This window comes from Shewanella waksmanii (genome assembly GCF_043643685.1).
Lineage (GTDB): Bacteria > Pseudomonadota > Gammaproteobacteria > Enterobacterales > Shewanellaceae > Shewanella > Shewanella waksmanii_A.
Genome location: NZ_JBHZSN010000010.1, coordinates 56,550 through 75,432 on the forward strand (window position 1 = coordinate 56,550; position 18,883 = coordinate 75,432).

Below are 18,883 nucleotides of genomic sequence, written 5' to 3' on the forward strand. Positions count from 1 at the left end.
TTGCCAGCATGCTTAACACTATGGATTGGAAAGAAAAAACTCTGGTCTGGTGATTTGTTATAACAGCACAAAAGTCGAAAATCTGTGCGGTAGTTAACAAAATTTGAGCAAAAGCTCTTATTTTTAGTGTATGTTAAAGTTAAAATACTAAAAAAACAGGTACACCTGTACGCTAAATAAGGCCTTATACTCATGTCACTCGAGCAATATCATTTAGTCCAACTTATTAAACAGCAAAGCCAATCTCTTGGTGATGCCATTGCGCTCGAAGGATTCGAAATGCAAGCTCCTTGGTATCAAGTGAGCTGGAACCAATTTGATAGTATCAGTACTAAAGTTGCGTTAGCGCTAATGCACTTTGGCGTCGCCAGCCAAGAGCGTGTGGCTATCTTAGCCAATAACATGCCGCAATGGACTTGTGCTGATATTGGTGCACTTAAGGCTCGAACTGTAATGGTGCCGATTTACCCAACCAGTACGCAAGAGCAAGCTAAGTACATTGTTAACGACGCAGAAGCGAAAGTGGTGTTCGTTGGTGAGCAACAACACTACGACATGGCTTGTGAACTAGCCGACAAGTGCGATAGTTTAACCCATATTGTTGTTTTTGATGCCAATGTTAAGCTGCAAGATAACCCTAATCATAGTCATTTCGATGAGTTAATTAGCCGCGATTTTGCTGCTGAATTGCATTTTGAACTGCAAGCTCGATTAGATGCAGCCAATCTTGATGATCTGCTCACACTGATTTATACCTCTGGCACGACTGGCGATCCAAAAGGGGTGATGCTGGATTATCGCAATATTGCTTCTGTTGTACGTCAGCACGATAACTTCTTACCCTTTACTCCAGGTGACGTATCACTCGCGTTTCTGCCATTAAGTCATGTATTTGAACGTGGCTGGAGCTTTTACGTGTTGTGCCGTGGTGGCCATAACGTTTATCTGCAAGATCCCATGGCAGCCAAAGAAGCCATTGTTAAAGTGCGTCCGCATACCTTATGTGTGGTGCCGCGTTTCTTAGAAAAGGTCTACAGTGCGGTACAGGATAAAGTTTCTAAAGCACCGACTGCTCGCCAGAAGCTATTTGCTTGGGCGCTTAGTGTGGGACACCGTCAGTCAGAAGTAGAGCAGGGAAGACAATCGGCTTCTGGGCTGCTTAACTTACAATGGAAGTTGGCGAATAAATTAGTATTTAGCAAGCTAAAACAAGTGCTGGGCGGGCGGCTTAAATTTATGCCTTGTGGTGGTGCGGCATTAGATCCCAATGTGAGTGCTTTTTTCCAAAGTATTGATGTGCCGGTATTGTGTGGCTTTGGTATGACAGAGACCTGCGCTACCGTGACTTGTAATACGCTTGAAAATCGCGTCCCCGGCTCAAATGGCCAGCCATTACCAGAAGTTGAAGTGAAAATTGGTAAGGACAATGAAATTTTAGTTCGCGGTGATACTGTGATGCGCGGCTATTTCAATCGTCCAGAAGAGACGGCTGCTACATTTGAAAATGGCTGGCTAAAAACCGGTGATGCAGGCCGTTTAGATGAACAAGGCAATTTATTTATTACCGACCGTATTAAAGAGTTAATGAAAACGTCAAACGGCAAGTACATTGCGCCTCAACGCGTTGAGGGAACGGTGGGATGTTGCCCGTTTATTGAGCAGGTAGCGATTGTTGCTGATGCTAAAAACTATGTGACTGCCTTGATTGTTCCGGCGTTTGAATCATTAGAAGCGTGGGCGCAAGAAAAAGGGCTCAAGTATGAGTCGCCGCTGGAGTTGTTGCGCCACAGCCATGTGATTGAGCACTTTGAGCAACGATTAAAAACGCTACAAAGTGAACTGGCTGGTTTTGAAAAGATTAAGAAGTTCACCCTATTGCCAGAAGCATTTTCTATGGAAGCAGGGCTGATAACACCAACAATGAAACTGCGTCGTAAAATGATTTATCATAAATACGCCAGTGAAATCAGTGCTATGTACCGTTAGGGTAGAATAGTGAAACGGGGATGCATTGCATCCCTTTTTTATGGCCGCAATTTTTTAATATTTAGTCGATAGTAATCTGCAGGGCAGTGGTATGATTTGCTATCGAAAAACGTTTCCGACCGACAATAAGGACAACCAAGTGTCAGAATCTCTATTTCAGTTAACTATCCAACCTCGTTTTAATGAAACCGATGGTCTAGGCCATATCAATAATACCGTTATTCCAGTATGGTTTGAGGCCGCAAGGGAACCCGTATTTGAAATCTTTAACCCGCAGTTAGATTTAAGTCAGTGGAATCTGATTGTTGCCGGGTTTACTATCGCGTTTACCTCACCAACTCATTACGGTGCGCCGGTAGAGGTAAAAACGTGGATCAGCCGTGTCGGCAATAGTAGTTTTGAAGTGACTCAGCAAAGCTGGCAAAACGGTGTAAAAACCGCAGAGGCGCAAACGACACTGGTTCACTATGACTATCAGAAGAATTGTAGTCTAGCCATTGATGATGTGGTTCGGCAGCAGCTATCCTTGCTCAGCGGTCCCAATCTATAGAAATTTTTGCACGTAGCTGCAGCTAGCAGTAATTTGATAATTATTGCTTCTAGCCCATTCAAGGCCGCGTTCTACTAATTGTTGAGCCACACCCTGTCCACGCATACTGTCGGGGACAAAGGTGTGGTGGAAATTTACTTGCTGATCGCTTAATTCATACTGCAATAAAGCTTGGTTTTCTGGAATGCCTGCAATGAATTGCTGCTGTTGTTCTTGATGGACAATGGTCAATGAATGCATAACGACTCCTCGCGATTAATTGTCTTGAGAATATTTATGTAACGCTTCAAGCAGCTGGCCATCTAGTTGTGCTTTTTGGCCAGTTTTAAAATTAAACATCACAACCTGAGAACTGCCAATGGTGGTGATCGCTTGTTGACTTTGACTATAAACATGGTAGTGCATTAAAAATCGATCTGCTTTGATATCGCTGATTGATACGCCGACCAATAAAGTATCAGGGAAGGTCACTGGACGTTTATAGCGAGCTTGGTTTTCACTGATAACAGGGCCGACTTGGGTAACCTTGAGGTCAGCGAGTAAACCAATTTGGTTGAAGAAATCGATTCTGGCTGTTTCGAAATAGCGAAAATACACCACATTATTCACGTGTTGCAATGCGTCCATTTCCCCCCACGCTACATTGATTGAAGTGTGGATCGGATATTGTTGTGTAAACTCTTGCATGAATGTAAACGCCTGTTTGAATTTTATTCCAGCCTAACAGTAGGTAATCGATATCACAAGCATTGTTGGGTTTATGTTGCAAAAACGATATGATGAAAAAGGCTATAAAAATAAGAAATGGAATTTGTCATTATGTCTGAGCTTTACCGGCAATTTAGTACGTCAATCAAATCGTTACCTAACCCCATTACTTTCACTTGGCAGTGGGTGATGGGACGTGTTCAAGGTGTAATCGGTAAGTTGATGGTGGCCCAAAAACTATATTTGGTGGCCATTTTACTTACCTTCATGACCGACTCTTTTGCTCTTATTGCGTTGTTAACTGTGGCTGGCTTAAGTATTGAGTTTTGGCCGGTATTTGAACGTATTTGGCATAGCTTAGCGGGTAAGGCGGTGCTGTTATTGTTTTATGCCATTGTGGCCAATTTTGCCTTAGGGTGGGCTGCCGGTATTGTTAATGATGTCGTGGGGGTGCCTGCGAGTCATTTGAGCTATACCCATAATATGGCCATTCTACTTTATATACCTGCTTGGTTTGTGATCATCAGTGCGTTGGCGATTCTATTTGCGCAACTGATTGTGCCCTTTTATTTGATGTTGATTTTACTGGTAAAACCTTTGGGCATTACCTTGCCACGGCTGACACAGAATGAGCATTTTCGTAAGACAACATTACTTGTGCGTTTGGTGTTAGCTACGACCTTATTGGTGTATTTAGTGCTGTATCTTGTGCCAGAAATTAATGAGGATGAAACCACCGAAAATATTCAAACCAGCATTAATAGCCAAGTTGCCGAAGTGGAAGCTGGTTTGGCGTTAAATGAGAACGTAACAGATGAAGATGCAGCGGCAATACGCCAAGCAACGCAATTGATCAGTGACGCGCAAGCCAAAGTGCGGGCAGCCAAATTAGCTGAGCAATCTGCGGATGATGCCAGTGATGATTCCTTGATTGAAGAGTTAACTGAAGGAGTTGCTTTGGTGAATGAGTCGGAGGTTGAAAATAATCAAGCGCAGCCAGCATTAGATGATGAGGATAATACCCGCGAGAAGTATCAAAAGTTTGTCCGCAAGATGGTCGCGGAGTTTGCTTTTAATTTAGAAGCCGATAGTCGTTCGCGCTGTGAGAAATCACCTGAATCTAAAGTGGTTGAGTTGAATGATTACGAGATATTAGAGATTTTCGCTGACAGCTCGGCGGTAGATGGATATCGTTTTGAAGTAAAACCTTGTGTATCTCCAGCGTTTCCGTTAGCAAGCTCAAGCTAGACTGCTTGATTGATATTAAATGAGTGGTTTTTTGATATTAAAAAAGGGCCGTTTGGCCCTTTTTTGTTTTCTGCTAGTTCAACGAAAGCTCTGCAAAACTATGAATGATGGGGTGCTCTGCAGTACGTTGGTTGTCATCGCGAACCATTTGCAGTGTGCGCATGCCTGCTTCTTGTGCCGCTTTAAGCTCTTCAACCACATCTGAAATAAATAGCACCTGTTTTGGCGCTAAGCTGATGGTGTTGATGATGTTGCAATAAGCTTGTTTAAACAGCTTGTTACCCGTACGGGTATCAAAGTGGCCGTCAAATTTAGGGGTCAGATCGCCGGCATCACTATGGCTAAACAGTAATTGCTGCGCTTCAGCTGAGCCAGAAGAGAAGCTATATAGACGAACGTTCTGTCCCTTAATTGAATCGATTGCTTCAATGAAGTCTGGGTAGATATGACCTGTGAACTCACCTTGGGCATAACCTTGTTTCCAAATCAGCCCTTGTAGGGTTTTTAGTGGTGTCGCCTTACGATCTTCAGTGATCCACTGCTGTAAAATTTCCACCACACGTTCGATGCTAGCATCAGGTTCTAAAGCGATATCTCTGACATCGCAGATGCAGTTATCAACTAAAACATTTGACTGATTTGCAACTAAGAACTCGCTTAGTGCATTTGCCGAGTAGGGAAACAAAGTCTCTTTGATAAAATTGAGATCGGTTGTTGTACCTGCTGTATCTACAACGATGGCTCTGATACCCATGGTGTTGGTGTTCTCCACTATCAAGTTTGGTCAATGCAAGCTCTGCTGGTTTCAGATCCTATGTCGAAATGAACGCTTTGGCTAGCTTATTTGGCATTCAAACTGTATTAAATTTACCAAACTTGATGCTTCGGCGTTGTTGTATCGGGGGCTATTAAGCACGAATAAATACTGGTAGGTTATCAACTAACAAAATTAAAAGGATATTTATTTTGATTAAAATTAACCAGTTAGCATTATTGTTTGTGGCCTTAGTCGTGTGTTCTGTTCCGAGCGTATTCGCTACGAGTCCATCAACAACCACCGATACTTTGTTAGTTGAGCTCGCTGATGGTGGACCTAACTTTCAATTTCAGGTTACTTTGCCTGATAGTTATCACCAGCTGCCAGATAAAAAATACGTGGTGCTGTTTGATTTCCATCCCCGCAGCCATGCTTATTTAGCTGGAATGCATGACTGGATGAGCCATAACGGTGATTGGCCTTGGTTAGAAACAATAGTTATTACAGCACCGGATGAAAATAAGTTACTGGGTGATATGAAATCAGCGGCGATTGAGACTCGCGGTGATACCCAGCTGCTCGATTTTCTTGAACACCAGCTTTTGCCTGCTATTGATCGTCAATACCGTACTAACGGTTTTAAGATCTTTAGTGGCTTTACTGGCAATGCCGGTTTAGGTTTGTATACGCTGATTAATCGGCCACAGCTCTTTAACGCTTACTTTATTGCCAGCCCGGTACTGAGTCAGGATTTTGCGTATGTCTTGGCAGACGCACCTAAAAAGCTTGCAGATATGCAAGGACAGTCACGATTTTTGATGATGAGCACCAGCGACAGTGGATACGAACAAGGGCAGTTAGCTTCATTCGCCCAGATGGAAAAAATACTCAACACATATGCCACAGACAGCTTAGATTATCGGGTTAAACGTTTTGACGGCAGCTATTATATGACGCAACCGGTTTTGGCAACGGCTTATGGTATTGAGTTGTTATTTGATGATTATCATCGGCCGTTAGCGGTAGATTCTGATGTGGCTAAACAAGGTGCCAAAGCCGTCGTAGATTATTATCAGCAGTTGTCGACAAACAAATATGGCTTTGAAGTATCTGCAGTCAGTTCGTTGATACAGCTAGCTAAACATCAAACCAAGCAATCTTCATCTGCGGGGATGCAAACCTATCTACTTGCGGTAAAGCATTATCCGCAATCAGCAACCGCTCACGATGCGTTAGCGGCAGCTTATGCCGAATTAAAACAGTATGATAATGCGATTAAACATCAACAGTTAGCATTAGATAACACGCAGCATCCCTTTTGGATAAATCGCTATAGCAAAACGATTGAATCTTATCGGCAACTGAATGTTGAATGATAACCACTGTTTTATGGTTTGTGGTTAGCAGGGCTAGGTATTGAATCACGTTGCCCGTTTGCCTTGCAGCGTAAAAACTTTTTACCTGTGACTAATTTTACCCACTCAAGGCCAGCATGATTTAGAATGGCTCAACAAATCACTGAAAAGGATGGCTGCAGTTGCGTCATTTACTTGGTTATCTGCCTGCATTGGTATGTGGATTATTACTTGCCCAGTTAAGTTTAATTATTTTGGGGATAACTGCAGGTTATATGCTGGCCTACTTAGAAACGGTAGCGGGATTTCATGCCAACAGCTTAGAGAATATTGTGCTCATCGTGCATGACGTTATGGTCGCTTTGTTGCTTGCTTCCGCGGTATTGTTGCTATATAGCAAACTGTTTAAACGTTATCCTAATAATTGGCTTAGTGCAGTACTTATGCAGTTGCCTTTAGCCTATATATCATTGCGGGTTATTCCGCCGTCTTTTGATTTTTCTACCTTGTTTACTGCTGCGCAATCTATTGCTGCAATTAGCTCCGCCTGCGCCATGTTAGTGGTATTTGCAGTAGCCCAGTGGGGGAAGTTAGACAGTAAAACCGCGAGCCGTGGCGATGAGTCGGAATAAAGCCTCACTTCAGCAGCAGATTATAGAGGTACTTAATCAGCTTCAGAGCGTAGCTAAGCAGGCTGCGAATCAAGCTCATGTCACTGCGACCCATAGTGAAAGCATTGCCCGCAGCAAATATGAAACTTTTGGGCTAGAAGCTTCCTATTTAGCCCATGGCCAAACTCACCGTGTGGCCCAGTTACAACAAGATATCAGAACCATTGGCGCGATGCCTGTTTGTCATTATACCGAAGATGATGCGATCGATATTGGTGCCTTAGTGTTTGTCGAAGATCAAGCACAAATGGTGCAGGCTTTGTTTGTATCGCCATGTGCTGGTGGTGTTAAAGTAAGTTTTGATTGCACATTATTTGATACCGATTTGGCTGTGAATGAGGTCATGTTGATCACCCCGCAATCTCCGCTAGGTCAAGCACTGATGGGTCAATACCTCGATGAACCTTTAACCATTCAACTTGGCAATAGTTGTAAGCTGCTAGAAATTATCGCTGTATTTTGATTGAGTTTTTGTGTAATGGAAGATGAGTAAAGCTAGTGGAATCAAAAGAGGCAACGCAGATGCGAGTGATTTATTTAATTTTTTTAACTTCCGCTTTAAGCCTAATGGCAGCCTGCCAAATGGGTGCAGCCAGTGGTGCTGTCGAAGCCAATGAACCACAAGATAAACAACAACTGGTCATTTCACGTGCTGACTATGTCGATAAACTTCATGGGTTCTGGTTGGGACAAAGTATTGCCAATTGGACCGGATTAGTCACAGAAATGGACAAGATTGGTGGTGATGGCCCCCATGGACAGTTTTATACACGCCATGATTGGGGCAAAGCCGATCAACCCAGTATTTGGGGGCAAGGCGTGCCAAGTGATCTGTCTGCCACTATCGACTTTGTGTTTAAAGATCCTGGTGAGGTGTGGGGATCTGATGATGACACAGATATAGAGTACATATACCAGCACCTGCTAGATAAGCACCAAACTACAATTTTAACGGCCGAACAGATCCGTGATGGCTGGTTAACTCACATCTATTCAGAAACTTCATCGCCTTTTGGGGTTGATGATGCCGGTAATGCAGAAAATTTTTTATGGGTATCAAATCAACGCGCATTTGACTTGATGTCGGAGCAGGGCATGTTACCGCCACAGACAAGTGAGCCTGCTAATAATCCAGATTATGAAATGATTGACGCCCAATTAACTACGGAGATATTTGGATTGTTCGCCCCTGGGCGGCCAGATATAGCTTTAGAAATGGCCTATTTACCGATACGGACTACAGCTCGAGAAAACGCCGCTTGGGTAGCGGAGTTTTATGTGGTGATGCACTCGCTAGCGGCAACCATCGATAGTAAAACAGCCATTAAGCCACAGTTAATTGCCATCGCCGATGTTGCTCGGGTGCAACTGCCAAACGCTTCTTACAGCGCCAAAATGTATGATTTTGTCAAACAACAATACCTTGCAGGTGTGCCATGGGAGGAGGTACGAGATCAGCTATATGTTAAGTATCAGCTCAATCAACAAGATGGTTATGATATCACTGCGCAAAAACGTTACTGCAATGGCTGTTTTGCTTCAGGAATCAATTTTGCCGCCAGCTTAGTTAGCTTGTTTTACGGTGAGGGAGATATTGTCGAAACCATTAAAATTGCCACATTAGCTGGATGGGATTCTGATAACCCAGCAGCAACTTGGGGTGGGTTACTCGGGTTCATTATTGGTAAGCAAGGCATTGAAAGCGCTTTTCAACGCCAATTTGCTGATAAGTTTAACATTCATCGGACTCGCAAAGGCTTTGATAATGACGGTATCGATAGCTTTAATCGTATGGCTCTAGAAGGGGTGAGTATTGTCGATAGAATGGTGACACAACAGATGGCTGACGATATTGATGAGCAACAACAAGTGTGGCGCATTACTATTGCAGGGCCCACTTCAAAGTAGTGGGTAGATATTTTTCAAAATAAGTTATTTTTGTATTAAGCAGCCAGCTAAATATTATTTAGCTGGCTGCTTAATTTTAGATTTCTAGCGGACCACAACGTTTAGCTTCATTCGCCCAGTAGCGGCATAGCTCATAATCATAGTTGCCATTGCAATAATAGTTAGCATTGTTCTTTGCGATTTGACAGTATCGGGCATCTGGTGTTGCGGTGACTGTTGTTGCCATTCCTAGACTCATTCCAATACCAACGAGGGCTAAAGTGATTTTCTTATTCATGATATTCCTTATCTACATTCTAAAGAATGTCCTTAATGATGATTATCTATATAAATGCTAAATATAAATAATTAGCCATTCGAAAGTGTAAAAATATAAATGCTAAGTCAATAGAACACTTTTGATGGTTGTTTTGTAGTTTAAGGTTATTCGTAAAGATAACTTTAATAGGGAAAAGTAGCGGTAAGAAAGTATTGGTGCCCTTGGTTGTATAATAATATTGACTTCTTACCTTAAGTGAGTGGTTAGCTTTTTATCTAGCCTCATGGTTGTGAGGCTAGATTTTCTCTGAGATTAATATAATTAGTATGTAGTATAACTCCTAGCATCTTCATTGTTACTCAAAATCAATTTTATTAAGGTGTCTTTTTGCTCAAGTAGTGGATCCATAGACTTTAATTGTTTGAGCATTGAGCCTGGTAGGTTATCGTATAAAACGAAGTAATTTTTATCTAGCAATAACGTTGGTAAGGCTTTAGAGAGAACATCAATGTTAGCTGAGAACTTTTCGGTGTTCTTGGTCCACTGTTCAGAGGTGCTGTTCCATAAAGGGTCTTCGTTCATCGATTGTAGATAGGAAGTGGCTTCTTCCTTGCTGAGAAATTTTTGATTGAGAACATCATAAACATAAAGTGCGGGAAATTTGTGTTTTTGATTAGGGGAGGCAGCGTTTAAAATTATAGATTTATCTTGAGGCCCTAAAGTCAATAAAGAGCTTGCATTTGTAGTAAAGCAAATTAATAGTGTTAATAGTAAAGTGAATAATTTCATTTCATCTCTCTAATTAAATAAAAAGGGAGTTGATTCCCTTTTTATATTTTGTATATTGTTTTAGCCCAATGAGTCAGAACACTCTATTACACCGTTTTTTACTTCGCAGCATATACTGCCACCACCACCACCTTCACCTATAGGTGTACACCCGGCCATAGCATTGTAAGAGGTTAAAACGATGATTGTTACAAATAGAAGTGATTTAAACATTATCAATCCTTGATTTAGATTTTTTTGTTAATTTAAAATTCTGGAGTACATCCTATATCTCCATTTATTAACCTATATATTTTGCGGATATATTGTCAATAGTAGTATAGTACTATTGTTTTTTTTGGTAATTGTTTGTATTGTTATATACTTAAATGGTGGAAATGGAATTTGATGATGTTTGACATCCCTAAGGATAGGAGTCGGGCCAGCGCAGCTAATTGGTATTTACTTGTCATAGCGTGCCTAGCTGGCGCTTTGGTTGTAATTTTCTTTTTAAGCCGTGAAGCCTTTTCATCTGATCATGCAGATAATCCCTCTTCCATAGCAGAAGTCAAAATTAGTCACTTAGGTGTCTCTATTTCTGGATACGGTAAGTTCGTACCCAAGATTCAACGTGGTATTAATGCGTTAAGTGGTGGACATATTGTTGAGGTATTTAAGAAGCCAGGCAACTTGGTGGCCAAGGGAGAGGTGATTCTTAGTCTTAATAACCCCAAGCTACTTAGGCTACTAGAAACCAGCGAGCTTGCTTTACTTGAAGAGCATGCGCATCAACAGCGAGTCAAAGCTGAATCTGTTCAGGAAATAGAAGACCAGCGCGGTGAAATTCGTCTAGCTAAAGTAAAACTTGCTTTAGCCGAAGCTGAGCTCAAAGCTCATCAACAACTCAAAGATAATCAAGTTATTTCTTCTCTCGATTTACATAAAGCTCAAGTGGCTTGGGAGCAAGAAGATGCCATGTTGAATATGGCGCTAAGTCGTCTAGATACGCTGAAAAAAACTCGTAAGGCGATAGAAGATGCCGCTCAATATCGTTTAGAAAAGGCGCAAAAGCAGAAAGAGTTACTTGCTGCAGAAGTGGCCCAACTTGATGTTAGGGCGAGTATGGCGGGTATGTTGACCGAGCTAACCGATGATCTTGAAATAGGCCGTCAAGTCGAAGAAGGAAAAGCTATCGGTATGATAGCGAATTTAGCTTCTTATTATGCTCGGATTAACATTACTGCGGCTGATGCAGAGTATGTTGATGTTGGGCAAGTAGCCTCGGTTCAGTTCAAAGGAATTGTAGTGCAGGGTGAAGTTTCCCGTGTAGACCCTACGGTGAACAATGGTAGCGTTGAAATAGATATTCGTTTTGAAGGGGAGTTACCGTCAGCGGTACGCCCTAATATTGATGTTACCGCGAGAGTAGATATCGCTTCACATGCAAGTACTCTGGTTGTAGAAAGGCCTGTAGGTATCGTACGTTCTCACCGCCTATATTCGTTATTCGTGCAAGATGAATCAAAGCGCTATTTTCACCCTAGAGATGTCCTGATAGGCGATATTGCTGATGAAAAAATGCAAATAATAGAGGGGCTTGAGGTTGGAGATGTCGTTATTATTGACGTTCCCAAGCAACACATTAATTCGCCACAGATTGCCATGGAGGATGTATATGAGTAATTGTGTTATTGAATTGTCGGGGCTCAATAAATCATTTACAAATGGTGCCGGTAGTCATCATGTACTCAAAAAGATAGATTTGTCGGTTGTAAGTGGCGAAATGATAGCAATCTTAGGCCAATCGGGTAGTGGTAAATCGACATTGCTCTCGATAATGGGCTTACTCGATACTGCCGATTCAGGGCGCTTTTTACTTTGTGACCAAAACGTGAGTACGTTTTCCGCTTATCAGATGAGCCTTTTGCGCAATAAACACATTGGCTGGGTATTTCAGAATTTTAATCTTATTGCTGATATGACCGTGGCTGAAAATTTGGCTGTACCATTACGATTTAACCCGTCTATTAAGCAAAGCGAGTTTACTTCAAAGATTAACCAAGTATTACAAAAAGTCGGTTTAGCAGATAAACAAGCCTTTTATCCGGCGGAGCTCTCTGGTGGGCAACAACAACGGGTGGCAATTGCTAGAGCACTTATTTGTCAACCAGATATTCTTTTGTGTGATGAACCGACAGGAAATCTAGACTCGCTAAACTCTAATAAGATTATGGCACTCCTGGGAGACCTGCATAAAGAAGGGAAAACTGTCGTCATTATTACCCATGATCCTGAAGTTGCAGATTTCTGTCAAAAAGCATACAGGCTCTATGATGGAGAGATAGCCCCTGCATCAGCGCAGGAGTTTAAACATGCTGTTTGATGTTGTATATGGGTGGCGAAAGTGGCGGCCGCAGCGTGGATTTTGGTGTCTGCTAATTATTAGTTTGTGCTTCTTCTGCAGTTTGATTGGCTTTGTAGTTAACTTATTTTGGTTATTGAGCAGTGATCGCCCTCAATGGGTTGAGCATCAACAACCCATGATAACTATTGCTAAGGAAGACCTTAGCGGCAATATTCAACCTACAGCCGGTTATGACATTAATATTGTGCAGCGGCTCGCAGGTGTTAAGGACATTGCCAGTGTTGTGGTTCAAGCGAGAACCGTTTCTGTAGATTTGAAAGAAGTGCCTCGCACAACTGTTGGTTTTTATTCGGCCAATGCTAAAACAGTATTGGGGTTACCTACTCCGTTTTCTGAGCAAAACTTTGAAGCTAAAGTGGCTATCGTGTCACAACGATTTTGGCAGCAACATTTAGGTTCTTCCAAAGCGCTTGAAGAAAACCGAGTTTATTTCGAGAACAAAGCAGTAGGTATTGTTGGGGTTGCCCCACGAGCTATGGATAAATTAGGTCGTGTTAATGTGGATATCTGGCTACCGGATTCATACTTGCACGAGGACGTCCCCGAGATGTTTGTGGACAACCCAAACCTTTATCTAGATACCGTGAGCAATCGCTTCGGATTTGCCTTATTACAGCAACGACTCGATTTAGAGCAGTTTCAAGCTGCCTATGTCGCATTGAGGCAACAGACGCCTTGGCCTGAAGGCGCTTTTGCTGATAATCAATTTCGACCTTGGGTGATCGATGGCTTTGAGCTTAACCCTAATGGACGTGCGGCGCTCCATAAACAAGCATGGATATTACTACTGTTACTCGTTGGCTTTGGCTTTATCATTTTTAGCGGCATTGTTTCAGCATATTCACAGCAAAGCATTTCGCGCCAATCTGAAATTAATTTAAAGGTTGCGTTGGGGGGATGTCGGCGCGGACTCATGGTTCAGTTATTAGCCGAAAATGTACCAGCATTAGTTATCGTCGCCGTTTTAAGCCCGTTAATAGGCGGCATGTTGACGTATTTCGCCAGCCAAATGGGTATCTATCAAGATTATTTTGTTGCCGGGCTCGAGTTTAATTTTGGCTTGTGGGCGCTGGCGGTTATTTGCTCTTTATTGCTGTTTCTTTGTTGCGCGCTTTTGCCCCTTAGTCGTTCTCTGAAAGGGCTATTTTCACGGGGTAAGCAGGGCCACACGACTAAAGCTCAATTAGTGGTTAAACAGGGCATTTTAGTTTTGCAATTTGCTGTGATTACCGGCGTGATGTTCATCTCGATGAGTCTAATGTATCAAGAGCTACACAAATACCTATCGGTGTTTGTTGCCAGTGATGTAGTTACATACTCGCCAAAAGTCGACGGTAGAATAAGCATTATGCTGAGCGCTGATCAGGTTGATGGCAACTGGAGTGTGGATGGCGTTCCGATTGCGCTGTCGTCAGCTTCGTTCACCAAATTGGGCACTCCATCATTAAAATATCAGTCGCACTTGGGCAATGGTGTAGAAAAAGCGATTAACGGTTTATATGTTTCGCACAATTTTTTCGATTTATTGGATATTCCAGCCTTAATTAGTGGTCAATTGGCTGAAAATGAGGTGATTATTAATCGCACTATGGCAATACAGTTAGCCACTCAGTTGCAGTTAGCGGATTGGCGAGAAGCCAAGGGAGCTGCACTAAAAGTTTCAGGTTTTTTTTATGAAAAACAGGTTAGGGTGGCAGGGATTGTGACTGACTCCCCTCATTTTGGCATCGCTAACGATGCTAAGCCGGTTATGTACTTAAGTCTAAAAGACCAAAACCCTATACTTGCAAATCGTATTGCCCCTGTCTTTTATAGTAAATCTGGCAATAGTGCAGTAGTCAGTTCCCGTATTAATGAATGGGGTCAAACACTCTCTCCAAAACTGAGTTATGGCCAAGGAAATAAACTCGTTGAGCAGATTAAAGATACCGATATTTCAGGGAAGCTACTGTTTTTGACTTCGAGTGCGATGGCGCTATTAATCACGTTTTTAGTAGTTTTTACGCTATACAACAAATTCAGTTATGCAGTTAAATTCGAGCAAACGAAGTGGGCAATAATGTTGGCTGTCGGTGGTAGGAGAGAAGCACTGATGGTTCGAATGGTGCTGGGTAATTTAATGCTGGCCCTTATTGGTATGTTACTGACTTTTAGTGTTTTGGTAATGCTAGAATATTTGAATTTGTCACGGATTAATCTTGTTATCTTTCAGCCTTTGATTTGGGCGATCTGTATTGCCACTATATTAATGTTCATCGTTTTTATTACGATATGGGCTGCGAGAGGAGTATTTAAGCAAAACATCAGCACCTTGCTTAGAGGATAACTGAACAGGCCCGTGTTGCGTCAAACGATATACAACTCCATCGTTTGACGCTGAAATAACTTACTGGTGCACTAATTGGCCATTTTTGACCACGTTAATACACGCATCTACGCCGTAGGTGTAGGCCAGCTGTGCTGGGGTACTGATATTCCATAAGCAGAAGTCTGCATTCATGCCGACAGCTAATACGCCAACTTTTTGCTCAATACCGAGTGCTTTTGCTGCATTGCGGGTCATACCGGCTAAGGCCTCCTCAGGCGTTAAGCGCAGCAGAGTGCAGGCCATATTGAGCATCAATAAACTCGAGCATAGTGGTGAAGATCCCGGGTTATAGTCGCTGGCAACGACCATAGGGACTTGATACTGACGGAGTAAATCGATTGGTGGATGCTGCGTTTCACGCAAAAAATAAAAAGCGCCGGGTAATAATGTTGCACAGGTGCCGCTTTCGCTCAGGGCCTTCACGCCAGCCTCATCCAGGTATTCAATATGATCTACCGATTTGGCACCAAGTTTCGCTGCCATGGCAGAACCGCCCAAATTGGACAATTGTTCTGCGTGCAACTTGATAGCGAGACCGGCATCTTTTGCTGCTTGCAGTACGCGCTCGGTTTGCGCCAGGGAAAAGGCGATATTCTCGCAAAATACATCGACCGCATCAGCGAGGTCTTCGGCAATCACCTTAGGCAGCATTTCGTTGATCACTAAATCCACATAGGCATCGCTGTCATGTTGATACTCGGGCGGTATAGCGTGAGCACCTAGAAAGGTTGTTTGCACATCGATATGATGGTGTTTACCCAGCTCGCGGGCAACGCGAAGAATTTTTAACTCGGTTTCGACATCTAAGCCATAACCTGATTTGATTTCAACTGTGGTTACGCCTTCTTTAGCGAGGGCATTGAGTCGTTGGCGTCCGAGCTCAAACAGTTCTGCCTCACTGGCTTCACGACAAGCTTTAACGGTAGAGATAATGCCGCCGCCACTACGAGCAATCTCTTCATAGCTGGCGCCTTGCAGACGTAATTCAAATTCATTTGCACGGTTACCAGCAAACACTAAATGGGTGTGAGCATCGATGAGTCCTGGGGTGATCCAGCCTCCTTTACCTTTGTAGACAGGAGTGGCGAGAACATCAAATTCGGGCAGTTCAGAGCGGGGACCTAGCCAAGCAATTTTGCCGTCTTTAATGGCCAAAGCAGCATCGGTAATAGCACCATAAGGTGTTGATATTGCAGATGACATACTGGCAACGTTGATATCTATCCAAACTTGATCCCACGACATAATGCACTCTCTTGGTTTTAATTATATTGCTGAGTTTAACAAAATTATTTTGCCACTCTACTTGTATTTACTTGTATATACAAGCTAGGATTGATGACCAGTAAATGATCATAATCATGTGGTTTTGTGTGGTACCAAGCTTTATTGGTTCACAGGGGAAGCACTCTAAGGTAGCGAATGGCAACGCCAAAGTTTGAAGCAATTAAGCAGTATATTTTAGCTCAGATAGAGTCTGGAGAATGGGCCGAAGATAGCCGCGTGCCGTCAGAAAATCAGCTAGCTGAACAGTTTAATTGTAGCCGTATGACCGCCAGACGTGGTCTGACCGAGTTAACAGAATCAGGCGTGCTCGAACGTGCGCAGGGCTTAGGCACATTTGTCGCGGGTTTAAAAAGCCAGTCTTCGATGATGGCAATTCGCAATATTGCTGATGAGATCAAAGACCGAGGTCATGGTTACAGTGTTCAGCAGCTTAAGCTAACCGTTGCGTCGGCAACAGGGCCAATTGCGATTGCATTGGGTTTAGAAGAGGGCACCCAGGTGTACCATTCACTGTTGGTTCATTGCGAACAGGACATGCCTTTGCAGTTAGAAGAGCGTTTTGTTAATCCGCAATTGGTGCCTGAGTATCTTGAGCAAGACTTTACTCGCCAAACTCCCCATGAATACCTATCGATGGTGGCGCCGCTGACTGAAGCTAAGCATACCATTGAAGCTAAGCTCGCCGATGCTGAGCAGCTTGAGTTATTAAATATTCCGGCTTCTGAGCCCTGTTTACAGATAACGCGCCGCACTTGGTCTCGCCAAGGTGTGGTGAGTTTTGCGCGACTCGTGCATCCCGGTAGTCGATTTAGATTAGGCGGTCATCTGACGTTTAGTTAGTTGATCGATTGAAAGCAACAAGCAAGACAGCAACAAACAATAATGACATAAAAACAAATTGAATGAGGTAGTCTCGATGGATAACAGACATGATCCTAGCCGTCGCATTATTGCGCCAACGGGTAGCAAGCTAAGTTGTAAAAGTTGGCTAACGGAAGCACCGCTGCGGATGCTAATGAATAACTTGCACCCTGATGTGGCTGAGCGTCCTGAAGATCTCGTGGTTTACGGCGGTATTGGCCGTGCGGCAAGAGATTGGCAGTGTTATGACAAGATAGTTGAAGTATTGCAACGCCTTGAAGATGACGAAACGCTGTTGGTGCAATCTGGTAAGCCGGTTGGGGTATTCAAAACTCATAGCAATGCACCACGAGTCATCATTGCCAACTCCAACTTAGTGCCGCATTGGGCTAACTGGGAACACTTTAACGAACTCGATAAGAAAGGTTTGGCTATGTATGGCCAAATGACTGCGGGCTCTTGGATCTACATTGGCTCACAAGGCATTGTTCAAGGAACCTACGAGACTTTTGTCGCCATGGCTAAACAGCACTTCAATGGTGATGCCAGTGGCAAGTGGATTTTAACCGGTGGTTTAGGTGGCATGGGCGGTGCGCAACCGTTAGCCGGTACCATGGCGGGTTATTCTGTTCTGACTTGTGAAGTTGATGAAACCCGTATCGATTTCCGTTTGCGTACTCGTTATGTGGATAAGAAAGCCAAGACCTTGGATGAAGCGCTTGCGATCATTGATGAGGCAAACAAAACAGGCAAGCCTGTGTCAGTGGGTCTACTTGCCAATGCGGCTGATGTGTTCCCTGAGCTAGTTGCGCGAGGCATTACCCCAGATGTGGTTACTGACCAAACTTCGGCCCATGATCCACTCAATGGTTATCTGCCACAGGGCTGGACATTAGAGCAAGCCGCGGCCATGCGTAAAACTGATGAAGCTGCGGTAGTTAAAGCTGCGAAACAATCGATGGCGGTACAAGTGAAAGCCATGCTTGCATTACAAGCGGCTGGTGCGGCAACCACCGATTACGGTAATAATATTCGCCAAATGGCATTTGAAGAGGGTGTTGAAAACGCCTTTGATTTCCCAGGTTTTGTTCCTGCTTACGTGAGACCTCTATTCTGCGAAGGTGTTGGGCCTTTCCGCTGGGCAGCACTGTCTGGCGATCCAGAAGACATTTACAAAACTGACGCGAAAGTCAAAGAGTTGATTCCTGATAACCCTCACCTGCATAACTGGTTAGATATGGCCCGTGAGCGTATCGCATTCCAAGGTTTACCAGCACGTATATGTTGGGTTGGACTTAAAGATCGCGCCCGTTTGGCATTAGCCTTCAATGAAATGGTGAAAAATGGTGAGCTTTCTGCTCCTGTTGTCATTGGTCGTGACCATTTAGATTCAGGCTCTGTGGCGAGCCCCAACCGTGAAACCGAATCTATGTTAGATGGCTCTGACGCAGTTTCAGATTGGCCATTAATGAACGCGTTACTCAATACTGCAAGTGGTGCGACATGGGTATCACTGCACCACGGTGGTGGTGTCGGCATGGGCTTTAGTCAACACTCTGGTGTTGTCATTGTTGCTGATGGTACCGATGACGCCGCGGCCCGCTTAGGCCGTGTGTTGTGGAATGATCCGGCTACAGGCGTGATGCGTCATGCGGATGCTGGCTATGATATTGCCAAAAATTGTGCAAAAGAGCAGGGCTTAGACTTGCCAATGCTAAATGAGGAGAAGTAA

At 43.5% G+C, this 18,883-nt stretch carries 18 protein-coding genes; 12 read left to right on the forward strand and 6 right to left on the reverse strand.

The features are described from left to right. Window positions 1-192: 192 nt before the first annotated feature. Together ACHUFW_RS15275 and ACHUFW_RS15280 are read left to right on the forward strand one after the other, a co-directional pair. Window positions 193-1,986, forward strand: coding sequence for an AMP-dependent synthetase/ligase (locus tag ACHUFW_RS15275; RefSeq protein ID WP_394204207.1), 1,794 nt, complete (start codon window positions 193-195; stop codon window positions 1,984-1,986). Window positions 1,987-2,125: 139 nt separating this feature from the next. Beyond that, window positions 2,126-2,536: an acyl-CoA thioesterase gene (locus ACHUFW_RS15280; protein WP_394204208.1), complete on the forward strand. Its 411-nt coding sequence runs from the start codon at window positions 2,126-2,128 to the stop codon at window positions 2,534-2,536. Here the strand turns inward: ACHUFW_RS15280 and ACHUFW_RS15285 are convergent. Beyond that, a complete protein-coding gene (locus tag ACHUFW_RS15285; protein WP_394204209.1) occupies window positions 2,531-2,776 on the reverse strand; it encodes a GNAT family N-acetyltransferase in 246 nt (81 codons plus the stop codon). The two genes, ACHUFW_RS15280 and ACHUFW_RS15285, sit on opposite strands and share 6 nt — an antisense overlap. 15 nt (window positions 2,777-2,791) lie before the next feature. Next, window positions 2,792-3,223, reverse strand: coding sequence for an acyl-CoA thioesterase (locus tag ACHUFW_RS15290; RefSeq protein WP_394204210.1), 432 nt, complete (start codon window positions 3,221-3,223; stop codon window positions 2,792-2,794). 132 nt (window positions 3,224-3,355) lie between these two features. On the opposite strand from ACHUFW_RS15290, the gene ACHUFW_RS15295 reads away from it, so the two are divergent. Further along, a complete protein-coding gene (locus ACHUFW_RS15295) occupies window positions 3,356-4,492 on the forward strand; it encodes a hypothetical protein (RefSeq protein ID WP_394204211.1) in 1,137 nt (378 codons plus the stop codon). 73 nt (window positions 4,493-4,565) lie between these two features. On the opposite strand, the gene mtnC is transcribed toward ACHUFW_RS15295, so the two are convergent. Continuing rightward, the gene (mtnC, locus tag ACHUFW_RS15300) at window positions 4,566-5,246 is read right to left on the reverse strand and encodes an acireductone synthase (protein WP_394204212.1); all 681 of its coding nucleotides are present in this window, start codon (window positions 5,244-5,246) and stop codon (window positions 4,566-4,568) included. A gap of 212 nt (window positions 5,247-5,458) precedes the next feature. On the opposite strand from mtnC, the gene ACHUFW_RS15305 reads away from it, so the two are divergent. From ACHUFW_RS15305 to ACHUFW_RS15320, 4 genes are all read left to right on the forward strand, one after another. Further along, window positions 5,459-6,625, forward strand: coding sequence for an alpha/beta hydrolase-fold protein (locus ACHUFW_RS15305; protein ID WP_394204213.1), 1,167 nt, complete (start codon window positions 5,459-5,461; stop codon window positions 6,623-6,625). A gap of 161 nt (window positions 6,626-6,786) precedes the next feature. After that, entirely contained in the window at window positions 6,787-7,236 is a 450-nt protein-coding gene (locus ACHUFW_RS15310) for a hypothetical protein (RefSeq protein ID WP_394204214.1), read from the forward strand. Then, entirely contained in the window at window positions 7,223-7,738 is a 516-nt protein-coding gene (locus ACHUFW_RS15315) for a transcription elongation factor (protein ID WP_394204215.1), read from the forward strand. Before ACHUFW_RS15310 ends, ACHUFW_RS15315 begins: the two co-directional genes overlap by 14 nt. 35 nt (window positions 7,739-7,773) lie before the next feature. After that, window positions 7,774-9,183 carry an ADP-ribosylglycohydrolase family protein gene (locus tag ACHUFW_RS15320; protein WP_394204216.1) on the forward strand — a complete coding sequence of 470 codons (1,410 nt, stop codon included), beginning with the start codon at window positions 7,774-7,776 and terminating at the stop codon, window positions 9,181-9,183. A gap of 76 nt (window positions 9,184-9,259) precedes the next feature. Here ACHUFW_RS15320 and ACHUFW_RS15325 read toward each other — a convergent pair whose 3' ends face one another. Together ACHUFW_RS15325 and ACHUFW_RS15330 are read right to left on the reverse strand one after the other, a co-directional pair. Beyond that, window positions 9,260-9,460, reverse strand: a complete 201-nt coding sequence (locus ACHUFW_RS15325; protein WP_394204217.1) for a hypothetical protein — start codon at window positions 9,458-9,460, stop codon at window positions 9,260-9,262. A 303-nt stretch (window positions 9,461-9,763) separates the two neighbouring features. After that, window positions 9,764-10,231 (reverse strand): hypothetical protein, encoded by a 468-nt coding sequence (locus ACHUFW_RS15330; RefSeq protein ID WP_394204218.1) that lies wholly within the window; start codon window positions 10,229-10,231, stop codon window positions 9,764-9,766. 387 nt (window positions 10,232-10,618) lie between these two features. Here ACHUFW_RS15330 and ACHUFW_RS15335 point away from each other — a divergent pair, with 387 nt between their 5' ends. From ACHUFW_RS15335 to ACHUFW_RS15345, 3 genes are read left to right on the forward strand one after another with little or no spacing between them, the layout of a single operon-like run. Beyond that, window positions 10,619-11,893, forward strand: a complete 1,275-nt coding sequence (locus tag ACHUFW_RS15335) for an HlyD family secretion protein (RefSeq protein ID WP_394204219.1) — start codon at window positions 10,619-10,621, stop codon at window positions 11,891-11,893. Beyond that, window positions 11,886-12,593: an ABC transporter ATP-binding protein gene (locus tag ACHUFW_RS15340; RefSeq protein ID WP_394204220.1), complete on the forward strand. Its 708-nt coding sequence runs from the start codon at window positions 11,886-11,888 to the stop codon at window positions 12,591-12,593. Before ACHUFW_RS15335 ends, ACHUFW_RS15340 begins: the two co-directional genes overlap by 8 nt. Then, window positions 12,583-14,961 carry an FtsX-like permease family protein gene (locus ACHUFW_RS15345; protein WP_394204221.1) on the forward strand — a complete coding sequence of 793 codons (2,379 nt, stop codon included), beginning with the start codon at window positions 12,583-12,585 and terminating at the stop codon, window positions 14,959-14,961. The genes ACHUFW_RS15340 and ACHUFW_RS15345 overlap by 11 nt, the downstream gene beginning before the upstream one ends. A gap of 60 nt (window positions 14,962-15,021) precedes the next feature. Here the strand turns inward: ACHUFW_RS15345 and hutI are convergent, their stop codons facing one another. Then, complete coding sequence (hutI, locus tag ACHUFW_RS15350) at window positions 15,022-16,248, reverse strand: imidazolonepropionase (protein WP_394204222.1); 1,227 nt, start codon at window positions 16,246-16,248, stop codon at window positions 15,022-15,024. Between the two features lie 177 nt (window positions 16,249-16,425). Between hutI and hutC the strand changes: the two genes are divergently transcribed. Then, entirely contained in the window at window positions 16,426-17,130 is a 705-nt protein-coding gene (gene hutC / locus ACHUFW_RS15355) for a histidine utilization repressor (RefSeq protein ID WP_394204223.1), read from the forward strand. Window positions 17,131-17,206: 76 nt separating this feature from the next. Beyond that, on the forward strand, window positions 17,207-18,883 hold the full coding sequence (hutU, locus tag ACHUFW_RS15360) for a urocanate hydratase (protein ID WP_394204224.1): 1,677 nt from the start codon (window positions 17,207-17,209) through the stop codon (window positions 18,881-18,883).